This window comes from Coleofasciculus sp. E1-EBD-02 (genome assembly GCF_040218245.1).
Lineage (GTDB): Bacteria > Cyanobacteriota > Cyanobacteriia > Cyanobacteriales > Coleofasciculaceae > Coleofasciculus.
The window spans coordinates 17010-33388 of sequence record NZ_JAVJQN010000019.1 but is presented as its reverse complement, the minus strand read 5'-3'; the positions used below and the strand labels follow the sequence as shown (position 1 = coordinate 33388).

The window sequence follows — 16379 nt, the reverse complement described above, 5'->3', positions numbered from 1 at the left end:
CTATCCCATAGCGGTTAAACGCATTTGGGAATGCTTTTCGTAAAATATTGTAGGAACCTATGACATCAGATTGAACAAGAACCCCCTGATTTGTACGATATAAACCTCGTTTAATTCTTTTTCCTGAAAAAACAGGTTTTTCAGTCATCTGTCCATAAACGGGGAGAGGATCTAAATTCAAAAAATTAGAAGCTGAGGTATAGGATTATTCTTGAAGAATCACCGATATTCCTACTAATTGACATTTGTAAATAATCCTGTCAATTAATCGAGCATGAGGAAGAGCCACAAATTTTTGATTGTTGACTTTTCCTAAGTTCACTTCTTGTTTCCAACCGTCATTTTTCCCAATTACTAAAGTGGTGATATCTTGGTCAACTAAGAGATTGACTAAATAACGACTAGCTCGATGAAGATAATTATCTATCTTCTGATTACGGCAACGGGTTAAACGACGAATTCTCTGGGAACTTTGACGATTGCTTTTTAACAGAGATTGTAACTTCGCTCGACGTTGGTTATAAAATTGATTTAGGCTTTTTAACGGTCTGCCATTAATCAACAAAGGAGTAAACTCCGGTTGATTTGAAGTTACAGCCATCAAATTATCTATGCCTAAATCTATCGCGGCTATCTTTTCATTTGGGGTTAAGAACTGTTCTTTTTCTTCATAAATTACCTCAATTACATAACAATCACATTTCGGAATGATTCTTACTTCTGCTATACGGTTAGCCACTTGGCTGGTCAACTCAATGTTAGTTCCTGATAGGTTGAATGAAGATGACTCAATCTCTAGCCATTTCTCAAGCGATTACTAATATGGCTCAACTTCAGGAGCGGTTCACACTGAACCCAGCCGATAGTGATCTCTTTTTTCCGGAGTGGCACGATAATTTACCAGAGTTAACCAAAACAGAACGATCATTTCTGGACAAGATTAAGCGCCGATTTATGCGCCATCGAATGCAGGGTGAGTTGGCGGAAGCAACAGTTACTATGCTGATTATTGCTCACCTGCTGGAGTTGGCAGGATTGTATGATGAACCATTTTTTATCACGAATGAGTATTCCGTAGAAGTGGTGCTTGAGGAGCGAGATGAAAAGCTACGGGGTCGAATTGATACATTAGTGTTTCAACGACAGTTTTGGAGTGCGGTAGTCGAATCAAAGAAGTCGATTTCCTTTGAAGCCGGAATTCCTCAAGCAGTGGCTTATATGATGACAACTCCTCAGAGTGATAAACCGCTTTATGGGATGATCACCGATGGAGGGTTGTATATGTTTATTAAGCTGGTGAACCAAGACCCAGCTATCTATGATTTTTCCGATGTCTTCTCCCTGTTGTTATTGCGACAGAATAAGCTTTATGATGTGCTACAGGTGTTAAAGCGATTGGCAAGTGTGCTGCAAGAAAGTTAAACAAGTTTCTTGTGTAAAATCAGGTTGAAGTTTTTGGTTCTTCCGGACTTATTATGCTAAATTGCCTCATACGACGCCCAAAATTATAGCAAGAATTTTGGGTCTTATTTGGACTTAAATTATACTGTTGAGGCATAAAATCCCGGTATAACTGGATTTGGAGCCGTTTTAACTAACAGTTTAACATAGTAAGTCCGGAAGAGCCGGAAAACTTTATTGAACAATGCTTTACGGCTTGTTCAGTACACCTGCACTCCTAACACTTCAGTCTAGGAGTTCCCTTGCTGCATCATCAAGACTTTGGCTTGTCTTTTCGTAGAGTTTGAAAGCAATACCACTGACACTACCAGAGACAATCCCCGCAGCGGTCGTTGCCACTGTAGCAGATACGTTGCCTATACAAAGTGAGCCAGCAGCAATAATGCCAAAGACAGCAGTTGCCGTCGCTAAACTGATAGCAAGATTGAAGCTTGCTTTAGCTTCACGAGCGCGTTCTTGATACCACTGTCTTGAAATGCTATTAGCACTGTCATTAAGACTGGCAATAACTGCGGTGTCGTCTGAGATAACCTCCAGATCCACTGACGAGTTGGTGTTTGAAACAACCCCTGAGTTGTTGGTAGGAGCAATTGTGACTGTACCTTGAAGCTGTGGTTTTGTGTTAGTTTGAAGTTGGTCGTTCATCTAAACTCCTTAGAGGAATGAAATGAGTGGTTTTTGAGAGCCTGTCTGTAAGCTGCAAACTATAGCAGTTCTCAAGTGCGTAAGGTACACCCGAATGTAGGGGCGCAAGGCTTGCGCCCACATTTATGTAGCTCATCCATTTGAGAAATGCTATACTAGGTAGGCTTTCGACTTAGGTTTTCGGGGCTTCCCAAATTTCGCCCCAGCTTTTGTCCCCTATCTTTTTGGCTTTCCGCTTTGTTTATAGAGGTCTATATTCATATTGAATCAAATGCTTTGAGGTTATTTGTTGATGATCGATAGTTGCTAATTAAAAACTTTGTTATGGATTTTATAAATTCCCTAAAATCATTGTTGGTAAGCTTTTCAGTGAAAAGATCTACAATAGGCGCAGAAATTGCCGACCTTTCCCAAGGTTGTGCCGATGATCAACACTATGGAGTTAAGACTGCCGGATGCCTAAACCTAGCTATTTACTAACTGAAGAGGGTGTGAGAAAGATCAAGAAGCGCTTCTCTAAAATTTGTCAAAAATCATCTCCTTCTCAAGAGGATATAGCAGTTACAGCTAATCTACATCGTGACACAATTCGGAAGTTGCTGAATCGCACTGGAGGAGTTAATAAAAGAACCCTTGAGGATCTGTGTTCTCCTCTTGGCTGGAATATTGAAGATCTTAAAGAGGATGTTGACTATAGATTGTGCCAGCCGACAGTATCTGATTCGGATGCAGCTCGCCAGAGCGATCGCTCGAAAAAAGTTCCACAGCACCAAGCACCTACACCCTCTAGCTTGGTAGGTACAACAATCGGTGGGCGCTACACAATTATTAAGCATCTGGGCAGTGGGGAGTTTGGCGATACCTATTTATCTGAAGATTTGCATACCACTGGAAAACCTCAATGCGCCATTAAACAACTGAGGATTCAATGTGGCGAAACTGCTAGAAAAGCCTTACAAAGGGAAGTCTATGCTCTCTTAGGGTTAAAAAATCATAATAATCAGATTGCTAAACTGTTGGCTTACTTTGACGAAGAAGACTACTCATATTTAGTATATGAATTTATTCAAGGCAATGCTCTGAGCCAAGAATTGATAGAAGGTCGGCCGTGGATTCATTCTCGAGTCATTAAGATATTACAAGATCTCCTCAATATTTTAGATTTTATTCATGAGCAAAAAATTATCCACCGCAATATTAACCCTAAAAATTTAATCCGACGCTCATTAGACAATCAAATTATTTTGATTAACTTTAGTTCTGTCAAAGAAATTAGCACTGGGCAAACAAGAACATTTGCTGGCACTCAGGGATATATGCCATCAGAACAATCATCTGGATTAGCATTACCATGCAGTGACATCTATGCTGTAGGCACTATAGGAATTCAAGCCATTATTGGGATAAATCCTACTAAATTCAAAGTAAATCATTCTGACGGAAACATAATCTGGCGTGACAAGGCACAAGTTAACTTGAAGTTTGCCGAAATTTTAGACAAAATGGTACGCTGGGACTTCAAAGAGCGATATCAATCAGCAGCAGAGGCATTACAAGACTTTCAAAACTTATGAGTTTCTCAATAAGCTGATTACTTGAAAAATTTGAATTTATCCAGATGCTACGATGCTACAGTTTCCCAGTTTTTACGAGTTTATTATGAGTTCAGTGAACTGATTTAATACTACTCTTACAGAGAGTTTGATTATTTAAGTTGATTTGTCAACCTCTTTGACTGAGTCTGTCTTCTAGTCTTTTTTGCACATTTTTCCACTTATCTCTAATGTCACGGTCTTCCGGTAAGTAAGACTTCTTAGCATTCCTATCCAATTGATCCCCAATCGTTTTCAGTGTGGATTTGATTTGTTGTTCTAATTCACTACTGGTTTGATTGGCTAACTCATAATCTACAAATAGGTCGAGAACAGCTTCAAGATTATTATGATTATTATCCGGTAGATATTTGCCTTTCAGTGGTTCTATCCCAATTAAATACTCATATAATCGCAAAGCAAAAGCAGAATTGTTTGGTAGTTGATGCAAAGCGTTTAATATAAATTGGATTGAATCAGCTTCATATTCTCCTTTATCCTGTAGCACCTCAATCACTAAATGCAATTTGCTTAATACTTCAGCCAAATTGTCGCGATCATCCTTACTCTTAGACATGCCCAATAATTTAGCTAAAGGATCTAGTAATTGACCCAGCGGTTTTTCTTTCACTTGCCAACTTACGCCCTGGGTAGGCAACTCTTCAGAATAGGAAATATCCGCACACAGCATAGATAACTTCATCATACATAAAGCAGCTAGCAGTCTGCTGGTATCATTAATATTAGTAAGTTCAAGTGCTACCTTCCTATAACTCTCGCTTGCTGCTTGATATTCATGTTCTAAAGTTTGGAGTTTACCTAGTAATAGTAGTGCAGATGTTTGTCGATTGACATCGGGATACTCTGCTATGATTTCCAGTGCAGATATTCCTGGTTTACGCCCTTCTGAGTTGATTTGATACAACTGATATTTACTACAAAATCTAAAAAATAAACGCAAGTAATATAATTTTTGGTGATAGGTAAATGAGATTTCTTCCTGACTCAGTTGTTCAAGTAATTTCAAGAATTTATTTTCAGCGTTGTTCTGCTTAAATTGCCCTCTAGTCCGTTCAATCAGTTGAGCAACAAGTTGGCTTCTTCCTACGTATAACAAATGGAACACTGTGTCTGACAAAGCCTCCAGGGTCAAGTAATCTGGTAGGATATCTTCCACACAACCATAATCTAAGCATAAATCGAGTGCTTGCCATATTTGGTAACGCAGGTCTTGTCTGCCCCAGTATAAATTCCGTAAAGCTCGACTTTGATTCAGCAGAGTTACAAACTTCTCTCCAACCAATTCATGTTCATCTGGAGATTTCATCCATTTTTCAATTAGTTGGCTGACCCTGCTGTTGGTCGGGAATTCACTCTTGTCTAAAACTAACGGAGGCGAGTTTTGAAGTTTGTCGATTCTATCTTCTAATTTTTCGACTCTCGCTTTAATCTTTGATCGTATTTCTATATCTATAGATTTAATATTTGTCTTAATTAAGTCATCAAGGTTTTTGGTATCTAGAAAAAAGCACTCATATAATTCGATTATCCAATCTGCTGCCTGCTTATCCTTGGGATTTTCAATCCAATGAGTTCGTAAGATGTCTTTTGCATCTTGAAATTTAGCTCCATGTAAAGCCAATTTAGCCAGCCATTGAGCGCTAACTGAAAAGGGCGCTCCTGATTTTTGGTTATATTGAGCGAGAACGTAATCAGGCACGTTATAATATTGGGCATTCTTAGCGATTATTTTCCCATCTAAATGGTGTGAATCTGGAAACAAACGGGTGATGGTATTATCTGCATTTGTCCATTCGCTACCATAACCCTCAAATATGAGCTTACGCAAATACTTTATTTGGTTTAACTTTGTTGGGTAAGATTGAACGGCATCCTGCCAATATAAATAGAGTAAAATATATTCTTGAGCAAATATATTTTCTCTTAGGGAATTATCTAGAATTTGACGAGTCAGCTTCTCTTCCACTTCAATAGCATGATTTTCCTGGCTTTGGCTATGGGTATTCCTCTTATTTCTTTTGTGCTTCTTCTTATTACTCTTGATATTTGACTGGATTACTTCTTGGCTTAGTTGGTAGTTACTATTTGCAAAAAACATATAACCAAGCAAAGTTTGTAACCAGGGCTGAAAGTCTTGCTGAACAGCCCTACTGACAAGGTTTTGGACTTGCTGAAACCTTCCCAATTTGTAGTCAATATAAATAGCCAGTTGGTAGTAAGCTTGACGTATTGGAGAAATATCGCTACTTTGCCCATTATCTAGTCTTGGCTCTACTTGCTCTAGATGGTATAATCCTCCATCCCAATTCCCTTGTAATGTGCAACAAATTGCTAAGTTTAACTCCACTTCAGGCATCTGGATGGGACGTACACGGTGTTTTATCCGTTTGAGTTTCTCCTCAGCTTTTTTGACTTTGCCAGCATATAGGTAATTATTAATAATATTTTCGACATTTTCGCTAATTTTACTAAGTGGCAAATTTAACCCAGGAACATTCTTCTGTATCTTATTGTCATAGAAGAAGTTATAAAATTTCGATGAAGGTAAGGGAATTTTGAGAAATAAATTAAGATTATGTGCTAGTCGCTTAACAATTTGTTTCAACAGAGAACGACGTAAATTGAAATAGCCTAGTTCTTCATAAATAATTAATAACGCTATCTGTATATCTAGTGCTTTGTCGCGTTTATAAGCACGAAATAGATGTTCCAAAGCAGACAAGGGTGTGATACTCTTAGGAGAATTGGATAGGATTGTCATAATGCCTGCGGCGTAACTGCTTTCAGCATCTAAGCGACTGCGAGTTTTCTGTAATGAACCACTGCTAAGTACGCGAGCAACTTGGCATAAGATGTACAGAGTGTCGCTGTCTTCTTCAGTTACTTCATAATTACACAGTTTTTGGCATAATAATGGCCAAAGCTTTTTCTTTTTAGGCGAAGATCCTTGCCATTTGTTATGTAGATATCCCAGCACATTTCTGATGTTACTGTAGTTACAACTAATATCACACTTGTTAACTAATTGCATAAAAATATCCTCGGCTGATTCGTTAGATAATATTCCCATTCCCTAGTCCTTCTTTATACTATGATTATCCTGCAACTAAACCATGAGATTACTGGTGTGATTTTGAGCTAATTCCACCACCCATTCTTCAAATTAAAATGAAGAGTTATTGCTCTAGCTTTTTGATTTTGTTTAGTACCCTTTGGCAATCATCTATCTTTCTTTGTTGTGTAAATATCTCTAATGCTTGATAAAAATCTGCAAGCGCTGCTTGAGTATTTTGTAGTTGGCTGCGAACACCCCCCCGACATTCATACGCCTCAGCATAGTCAGGTTTGAGCTGAATTGCCCTCTCAAAGTCAGAAATTGCACCCTGATAGTCTTGTAGTTGGCTGCGAACTTTACCGCAGTTATTGTGCGCCGCATAGTCAGGCTTGAGCTGAATTGCCCTCTCAAAGTCAGAAATCGCCCCTTGATAATCTTTTTGTTGGCAGCGAGCTGCACCCCGTTTATTGTAAGCCTTTGTGTAGTCTGGTTTTAGCTGAATTGCCCGATTAAAATCTTCAATTGCTGCCTGATAATTCTTTAGTTGGAAGTTAGCCACACCCCGACCATAGTAAGCCTCAGGATATTGCCGATTTTGTCGGAGTGCTTGGTTAAAGTCCTCAATCGCTATCTGAGGGTTATCGAGTTGCAGATGAGTCATACCCCGGTAGTAGTAGGCATAGGTGTATTTAGGCTTCTGAGTCAAAGTCTGATTAAAATCCTCAATCGCTGCCTGAGAGTTATCGAGTTGGAAATGAGCAATACCCCGATAGTAATAGGCATTGCCGTTATTTGGATTTTGATCTATAGTTTGGTTAAAATTATCAATGGCTGCCTGATGATTCCCCAGTTTAACGTGAGCCATACCTTGGATAAAGTGGGCATCAGGGTAGTTATAATTTTGAGATAAAGTTCGGCTAATATCCTCAATGGCTGCTTGATAATTTCCTATTTTGAAGTGAGTCCTACCTCGGTTGTAGTAGGCATCAGTATAGTTGGGATTTTGAGCTATAGTCTGGTTAAAATCATCAATCGCTGACTGATGATTTCCTATTTTGGCGTAAGCCAAGCCTCGGCTGTAGTAGGCATTATCAGGACTGGTATCACCCCATTCCTCATTGATGTCCAGTGCCTTGGTATATGAACTAATTGCCTTTTCGATCTCCTCTTTTCCATCCTGTGCTAATTCCCGTTGAAGTTCGCCTTGGTTGTAAAAAACTTGGGAATAGTTGGGAGCTATTTCCAACGCCTGAGTGTAAGCCTCTAGAGCTTCAAGAGGGTTTTCTTTGCGGCACTGATTCCCCAATTTGAGATAGTCCTCGGCAAGAAGTTTTACAATCTTGGGGCTGCGCTCTTGTAACATTAGTGATAAGCGATTGAAAGAGGTCATGTAGCAAATATCCAGGGTTTGACGAATTTTTTCTGGAGAGGTTTGGGTTGCATTAGGGCGCGAACCTTCCTCTCCAACTGGACGGAACGAAATCCTCATTTGCTGCACAGCCACATCTTCCAAACGCAAGACAATTTTCTTTTTCTCCAATAGTGCCGCCAGTTCCTCGGAACCCAGTTGATAGCTTGGCACAAAAGCCCAAAGACTTTTGACCCGAATGTATACGCCAGTTTCCGTCTGACGATGAACTATAGCTTCAACTTCATCACCCCTCTTCCAATCTTCAATCTGTGACTTGTGCTTGAGGCTAAAAGGCGATAGGCGATCGCAGTCTGCCACCTTATATACTGTAATCTGTTCTCCTGATGCCAACATCTCTTGAGCCTTAGTGTTTCTACTCCAAGCTAACTCCTCATTGGATATATACCCCAAGGCTCCTTGATAACCAAAAACTAGACCATGAGGTAACGTGTAACGTACATTAGCGTTAAAGCACTTACCCGTGGATAACTCGTCCAAGAAACTGCTAACTGCACGACAGCTAACCAAAAAACTTTGCTTCTTAGGCTCATATCGATTGGATTCTGACTTTAGGATCTTGACAGCCAGCCAAGTGCCTGGTTCAACGCTGGGGAGGTTATTAGGAACACCCCACGCTATATCAGTATTCTCTACCAGGGTTCGGACTCCATCTACATCCAATAACACGCTCTTAGGATTACCCTGCTTGTCTTGGTTAATCTGCAACACCTGCGCTTGAACTATTTTTCCTTCTTCCAGTTGCTTACTAACTTTAGAACTACGGATCGATTTTGGGTTGGCACGCAGTTCATCACCTTTTGTGAATACAGAAACCCACAATCCCTGCTCATCCGGCAGTAATACTTCATCCACCGTAGTATTTTTGGTATCATCAAACCAAACCAGGTGGGACAACCAAACCTCTATTGAATTTCCCACCACATCAAGCTTTATTTTATTTTCCAGTCTTTGGGATATTTTACCATAAATAATGAACGATTGTCCCTGCTTACCTATTCCTGTATCTACCTTTAATGTATCTAAAGATGGGCGGTTGACTTCCATTAATCTAATGTAATAATTTTCACGGTTAATATAATCGACTTTCAGCCATATATTGTCGCATTCAATGTAAGGGTTAGTTGATTTTTCCAGCAAGTTTTGTTTCCTGATAAATTGCTCTAATTCCAAATGCTTGGCTTTGACTACTATTCCCTTACCGTCTACAATTTCCTGCACTTGTGCTTCTATAAATTGATGAGGTTGCAAATCGTGAAAAATTGATAAGTTAATTTTATAAATAACGACACGAAATTTATCCTCTATCTCCTCGGAAGATCGCTCAATTCTTACAGTAAAAACATCACCGTGAAAGAAACGTTGAAAATCTTGACAAGGAAGATCGTAAAAATATAGTTTTGTTGCTGGTATGCTGATCGATAGCCCTGGTTTAATTTCAAAGATACGGTCATCGCCTTGTGAACACACGTAAGTTAGTTCTAATTCTTGACTGCTTTTCGAGCTAGTTTGCAAGTATCGCCGCAGAAAAGTGAATGGCGTTGGCTTGTTATGTCGCAACGAGAGTTGCTCTCCATTTTTATTGCCAACAATCACTTCCCCAACCGGAAGCTGTTTTTGCAGATAATTGATGTGGTTGTTAATACGATATGTAGCTTCCGAACTGTACAAAAAGTCATGTTGACCATCCTGGTTCTGTACTTGGATACGATCGCCACTAATATTCTCAACTCGTAATACGAATTCCCTACGTTCAGTTGATGGTAGTCGCAAATTAACTAGGGAGGAGGGATCTGATGGAATAGATTCAACCGCCAAGCGCAAATTTTGATCGAAGGGGTTTTGAAGTTCTCCTTTCATTCTTCCTTTACGAGGAGCGTATTCCGGTAAAGAAAATATCCACTGATGAGAAGATGAAGTCCGTTCTTCGTATCGAGCCAAAACTACCATTCCCTTGTCAAGATAAGATGATAAAGATTTGATAATATCAATCAGTTGAAGATAGATTTGGTTCTGCTGCTTGAGCAACTTGAATTGAAGTTCATCCCCAGGGGTTAACTCGTCCTTTAGTTGTTGCTTGGTCTTATTGAGATTGGGCGCAACTTGGATTTTATCATAGTAAACCCGTATAACTCTCCCAGGCTTGACCTCAATATCAATATAATCTTTTTTTTGTCCCTGTCGAAACAATACTGCGTTAAGTCCTTGGTTAACGAGTTTTTCCTGTACGCGACTGTCAAGGAAGTAATCAAAACCTTGATTAACTCCTACCTTAAGAGTAAACTTTACATCTTTTGCATCAGTCACATCTCTATTGATCTTTGCTTCAAAGGAATCATCTGGTTCGGCATTAAATTCACTAAGAGCAAAGTCCACTCGATGGCTGATTTCGGATTTGTAAATAAACCCTTTATGGTTTTTGCCAAAGAGTACGCGAATACCATTTTCAGTAGTTTCTTTATAAGTGACTCGCAGTAGATCGCCCTTCTTCAATTCTCTTAACTCTAAAGGTTCAAAATAGATGGTCTTATTGTCACGGCGTATAAACCTGAATAGATCTGGATTTCTTAATTGATCTAACTTTTGTTGAAATTGAGGATCTATAAGGCACTGATACTTTTCGTATATTTTGTCGTAACCTTGAATTTTTATCCCAACTTCATCGCCCGTTTGTTTAATTTCAGCATACACGACACGACTGGGATTGGATAACCGATTAATTTGAGCAGGTAACAACCTGACAACATCCAGACTGTAGCAACCTTCATCTTGTTCTATAACCCGCAATGCTATTTGATCGCCTGGTTGTAATCGTATGTTTTTATCTTCTGAGTTATAGGTTGTGCCGTGAACAAGGAAACGTTCTACTGGTAGATCTACTATTATTCCTGGTTTAATTTCTATAGCCACAATTTCTGAGCAGTTGAATTCTGAATTTACAGATGATTCTATCCAGCTATTTTCTTCACTGTCGGCGGCAGACTGTGGCAATAATTCGGTTTCTAAGCTAGACGATTCTATTTTGTTCAACATACCTATGAACGTAGCTCCTTTTAAAAGATCGCCATGAGACCACCTCAATTCCAATCCCGCCTCGTCAATATTATTTTTAGGGTTATTTTTGAGACTAAGTTCTAGCTCTAGGGTGTCAATATTTACTCGCAATACTGTAAATACTGAAGGAATATCGTCTCCAAATGCTCTGAGATACTGATAGTTACGAACCAAGCTAAAGCTCACCTCATCATCAGATAACCAGCATTGGCACTGAGAAAACTCTTTCAGAGTTACCAAAAAAGCGTGACGTTTTCGGTCGTAACGCACAATCGTACCTTCTTTGGGTTGACTGAAATTTGTTTGGATTTGTCCTTGAAGTTCTCTTAACTTTTCAGTTATTGTTTGTTGGGAGGTTTCAGAATATTTAGCTCCCTTGAGTGCTAGGTCAAGCCGACCTTTTTTGTTAATTTCAGGAGGTTGGCTAAGAATAACTTTCACCTCATCACCGCGCCTGAATTCACACCTATCGAAGCGTTGCTTGTCTGGGAGGCTCATTTTGTCCCGACTGTAAACACCAATAATCCCGCTACGCAGACGAATCTCCTCATCAGGGCTTGATACCGAAGCCAATTCTAGGTAAATGCCTACTTGAGATGGGATGTCCGTGACTTTCGCAATAATAGGAATGGGTTTGTCATCTTGGCTGACACCAAAATCCCAAGAAGCACCTGCAAACTTCCAGGGTTCAGCCGCAAAATGTAGGGGACTGGGTTCAAATTTGTGGAGTTCCACTACACTCTCACTCTTAGAATTGCGTGACTGAGGGCGGTACAGGGTGAGGAAATCGCCAGTATGTAACTGGTAACTCTTGAAGTTATTTTCTCCCCGTTGCCGAACTTCAACAGTCGTCTGATTCGTCAATCTCCATTCCATATCATCGTTTAGTATCCAAGATGTGGCTGGACTTACACAAGACAGAGGGAGAGCAAAAACCCTACCGAGACTCACCTCAAACAGGTAGTTTCTAGTTTGGAAATCTATGTTTATATAGACGCACTTGTAAGGTTTTCCGGGTTGCAAAACTGTTTTCCACTTAGGCCATTCTTTACGTCGATCTAGGTTAGGAAGTATGGTAAATTTAGCACGAGCAGCCCGTTCTAATGTTAGGTGAATCGAATCTTCTGAATGTTTCAATAATTCAAGGCGATCTCCCTCATAGATTATCGGGGGATTGCCTTTGAATGTGAATTCGTCCAGTGAAAAACTAAACCGCTGGCGATCGCAGCGTTCAAAAGATACATTTGGGTTGGTAAAGCTAACCACATCTCCGTTAGTGGGGTTCTTACCCTCAATTTTTAGATTGCTTAATGTCTGTTCTGGTTGTTTGACCGTAACAATCTCGTCATAAACTTTCTTCCACTGGACAGGCTTAGTTAGATGCACCATCAAACTTGCGCCTTTGGAGTAATTGCTTTTGCCTTTTGATTCATCAAATAGTAAAGGCTCGTGACTGTAAGTCATGTAACTCTCTCGGAGTTCACCGCGCACATTGCCGTAACGAAGCTTTAGACTATAATCCTCAAGTTTTGGGTTATCCTCAATCAGGCACGGGTAACTTTGTCCCCATTCCAGTTGGCTGGGCATTGCCACAGCATCATAGATTAAGGTGATTTCTTGGCGTTTCTTGTCAATTGTATTTATTTTTCCACTCACCAGGCTACCGTTTTTGATGCCCGCAGCTAGATGGTCAACTGGTAGGTTTCTGATTGTAAATAGACACTCACTATCCTTAAGATATTCAGGGACAGAGGGCTTCAGTTTGCCCGTACCATTATTGATTTCTAGTAAAGAACCAACTATCCTCATTCCTTTGTAAACTCTCGCCTCTCCCCCTTCATTTTTACCCCATTCGTTAGGAATGCAATCTACAACCTTTAGAAATACTTCTTTTTGTCTATCGATCTCGGATCTAACAAATTTAACACCTAATATGTCTCCAGAACTAATCTCTTTACTAGGCAGGAAAAAATTTTGATCGTTGTTCAGTAAGCGCTCCGCTGGTACATAACAGTTTCTGCCCGGTTCTATCTCAAATACATATCCTTCATCTCTTTTTTCTGAGTATACTAAATCGAATTCTTCTGTACCTTGATCGTATAATAACTTGATAAAATTATCGGTTTTGGGAGAGTTATCGCGCAAACTCCAATACTGTCCGCTATATGTTATTTCTAGAGTTTCACCCCTATCCCTTTTCTCTTCAAACTCGGTTCGCCAGTCACTTGATCCCCAAGGACTATCGCTTAACCAGCTCAACTCTTTTAACGGTACTAATACATCCTTTTCGGTTTCTTTGACCCGAAAAATAACACCTGTTTCGCTTTCGTTTTCATCAGACACAGCTACAATCTGAGCTTGGACTGTCTTTCCTATAATATCTTCTGCAAACTCGTTTTCAAAATCTTTTCCCGTTCGAGAGAGTGTTAGATCGACAATTTCATCTGCACCATTGCTTGTATCAAAGGTAATGCTAAGAATTTCAAAAGGTAGTAAAACCCCGCGCAACCTAGTATAATTATTCCTCTTATCTAAAGATGACATAGCATCAAATCTGACTTTAGGCTTGTAACGACACAAACCAATATCTAGAATTACTCCGTCATCAGCAATCGCTTCAACTCTAGCAACTAGGCTATTCCTGATGTTAGTAAAACGGAGTTGATGGTCAGAAAGTTTCTGTGGCTCAGTTTTCTTTAGCCGAGATCGAATAAGCTTGGCAATTTCTGTGTCAGCCATCGCCTTATCCAAAAATATCCAACTATTCGGGAACGTTTGAGACTTTAAATATACGTTTACGGTTGCTTCTTCTTTCTCCCTGCCATCACTTGCGTAAAGTACAGTATGTACAGTATTGACGCTGGAAAAAAACATTGATTCTAATGCTGCTACACGCCTTTTCTGATTAAATATAACTGGTAACTCTAGCGTCTCAAACTTCTTAGCAATATCTTGTAGTCCCTTGAGTACTCGATTTTTAAATTCTTGTTCTTGTTGATCAAATGCGGATATTTCCAGTACTGGTATTTCCAGGGAAGCACTTTGCTCCTGTTGTTTACTATACTCCCCAGCTCGTAGTAAATTTAGATAATTTAAGCGTAAAAATTTGCTTTTTTTATATTGTTTATCTAGCTCCTCTAACAGGAGCATCAAGATAACTTCGCGGAGTTGATAGCAATGATAGCCACTAATAGCTTCTCGTAATTGAATGCCTAGCTGAACTTTAGGAAACTTATTGTCCCTCAATAAATTGCCAATTAGCTGGGTAGCATTTGACTGATTCATTTCTGCCAATACAGGCATAAAGCGTTCAGCCAAGCTGTAGGGTATTTCTGTAAGCTGTCCTATTTTGATTTGACGAATCTTTCTGTGAATGTAATTAACTTCTGCCTCCGATAGATCTTCCTCATCCGATAGAGTGTTTTGCTCCTTGGCTTGGATTAACAACTCAATCCTGGCACAGGCACGGATCAGTTGGTCATCGTTACTTTGCACAATTAGACGTAATTGCTCGCTAAATCGCTCTCCCGAATTCCTCGCCCGAAATAGTTCCAGTACGCTACGAAAAGATGGTTCTTGTTCTGAGGACAGCAATGTGTCAATATCCGATTGGGGTAAAGAAGGAATATCTGTAGTTTTTGCACTTAAGTTATATAGCGTCCATAAAGCTAACAAACGCACATCGTCTGCCGCTTTTAATTCCTTTTCATTACCATCCTTAATTGGATAAGACCAAGTCCACAAAAGCTGATAAAACTTTAAAGCTTCCTCTTTGAACGGAGCAGATTCTTTTTCTATAGCTTGAGAAAGTACTGTACCAAGTACTGTGATAATTTCTTTACGCTCTGCTAATAAATGATTTAATTCCTGTTGATGTCTATTATCTTCAACTATATCCTTGTTGTTTCTATCAGCATTCTTCAGCAAGTAATCTATTGCTTGACAAAGATCTGGCAAATTGCCAAAAAAGCTAATAGCGGTAGCTCGAAGAGAGGAATCTTTGCTCCTTACCCATGTACTGATAATGTTTAGTATTTCATGCTGATTTCGCGTGGACTGGTTATTGGAACTAGAGTTTTCATGTTGATAAATTTTAAGTAATATCTTGACAAAAGTGCGCTTAACAGCACTATAAGCATTTGTAGTTTGACGTGTTTCTTGTTGATAAAAGCCCATTATATCTAAAAATTTTTTCTGCTTGCCATCTTCAATTAACTCGTTCAGCTTTTTGATTAAAGTTGACGAATTCTCATATTCGATCAGTTCAGCAAAAGCTTCAATACAGTGTCCGCGAGTATGGAAGCGATACTCTTCCGCTCGCCCATCATCAGTACTATATTGGCGATTATTATAGAAGTTCCGAATAACCTTATATAAACGTTCTAAATAATCTGGATTTTGTTGACTCAGAGATGTAAGTGCTTTAACTCCATCCCAGGTAACATTACGGTCGTTACGGTTTTCAGGACGGTCGATCACTTCACAAATCAAATCGAAGGGAGATTTATCATGTAAGTCAAATTCAAGACCTAATTCCCCTATCGCTAGAATTGCATCTCGTCGGCAGTAAATCTCTTCGCTATACAAACATTCCCGAATTAACTTCAATATCCACCTATTCTCTTCATCTTGAAGCAATGGTCTTAAGGGATGAATCTTGCTATCCTCATCTTGAAACTGCCTAGCCTTCTTCCCTAACTCCTTTAAAATAATAAGTACGTGCTTGCAATAGCAATCTACAAATTCTCCATCTACATGATGACCTTTTTTCCGAAGTAAAGGTCTCATGGTGTCCAATAAAGCTAGGAATTTGTCTTTATCCTGTCCGTGAACAGTATTTCTTAGTTCTTCGCACTCGTTTTCAAGTAGTATCAGCAAAGCACGGGAGCTTTTGCCCATATCGTAAGTTTGCTCTAATACATCAGCGGCTAGTTCTCTAACTTGTGCATTAGCATCAAACAGTCCTAAGGTTAAAAGACTTACTTTCCGCCAGTTTTTGAACAAAGCAAGTTCCGATATCCCTGCATAGCGTTCGATAACACTCGTATCAGGATTGATCAAAAGAGGTTTAATTGCTTTTAGTCTGTCAATTAAGTTGTAATCTGTTTCCATAAGTATATTA

General features: G+C 39.5%; 5 protein-coding genes and 1 pseudogene. 2 read left to right on the top strand and 4 right to left on the bottom strand.

Going from position 1 to position 16379, the window contains the following annotated elements; genetic code table 11:
- Positions 1 to 772, bottom strand: a pseudogene (locus RIC07_RS03270) (RNA-guided endonuclease InsQ/TnpB family protein); the annotation flags it as partial.
- Positions 773 to 783: 11 nt separating this feature from the next.
- Between RIC07_RS03270 and RIC07_RS03265 the strand changes: the two are divergent.
- Positions 784 to 1422: a type I restriction endonuclease subunit R gene (locus RIC07_RS03265; RefSeq protein WP_446393256.1), complete on the top strand. Its 639-nt coding sequence runs from the start codon at positions 784 to 786 to the stop codon at positions 1420 to 1422.
- A 264-nt stretch (positions 1423 to 1686) separates the two neighbouring features.
- On the opposite strand, the gene RIC07_RS03260 is transcribed toward RIC07_RS03265, so the two are convergent.
- Positions 1687 to 2106 (bottom strand): TRADD-N-associated membrane domain-containing protein, encoded by a 420-nt coding sequence (locus RIC07_RS03260; protein ID WP_446393255.1) that lies wholly within the window; start codon positions 2104 to 2106, stop codon positions 1687 to 1689.
- A 455-nt stretch (positions 2107 to 2561) separates the two neighbouring features.
- On the opposite strand from RIC07_RS03260, the gene RIC07_RS03255 reads away from it, so the two are divergent.
- The gene (locus RIC07_RS03255) at positions 2562 to 3680 is read left to right on the top strand and encodes a protein kinase domain-containing protein (protein ID WP_446393254.1); all 1119 of its coding nucleotides are present in this window, start codon (positions 2562 to 2564) and stop codon (positions 3678 to 3680) included.
- Between the two features lie 148 nt (positions 3681 to 3828).
- Here the strand turns inward: RIC07_RS03255 and RIC07_RS03250 are convergent, their stop codons facing one another.
- Both RIC07_RS03250 and RIC07_RS03245 read right to left on the bottom strand, forming a co-directional pair.
- Complete coding sequence (locus tag RIC07_RS03250) at positions 3829 to 6789, bottom strand: hypothetical protein (RefSeq protein ID WP_446393253.1); 2961 nt, start codon at positions 6787 to 6789, stop codon at positions 3829 to 3831.
- A 106-nt stretch (positions 6790 to 6895) separates the two neighbouring features.
- Complete coding sequence (locus RIC07_RS03245; protein ID WP_446393252.1) at positions 6896 to 16369, bottom strand: tetratricopeptide repeat protein; 9474 nt, start codon at positions 16367 to 16369, stop codon at positions 6896 to 6898.
- Between the last annotated feature and the right edge of the window lie 10 nt (positions 16370 to 16379).

Bases quoted from the DNA above. Each gene is read 5' to 3' on its own strand.
- RIC07_RS03265 (WP_446393256.1), top strand. From the start codon at position 784: ATGACTCAATCTCTAGCCATTTCTCAAGCGATTACTAATATGGCTCAA.
- RIC07_RS03260 (WP_446393255.1), bottom strand. From the start codon at position 2,106: ATGAACGACCAACTTCAAACTAACACAAAACCACAGCTTCAAGGTACA.
- RIC07_RS03255 (WP_446393254.1), top strand. From the start codon at position 2,562: ATGCCTAAACCTAGCTATTTACTAACTGAAGAGGGTGTGAGAAAGATC.
- RIC07_RS03250 (WP_446393253.1), bottom strand. From the start codon at position 6,789: ATGGGAATATTATCTAACGAATCAGCCGAGGATATTTTTATGCAATTA.
- RIC07_RS03245 (WP_446393252.1), bottom strand. From the start codon at position 16,369: ATGGAAACAGATTACAACTTAATTGACAGACTAAAAGCAATTAAACCT.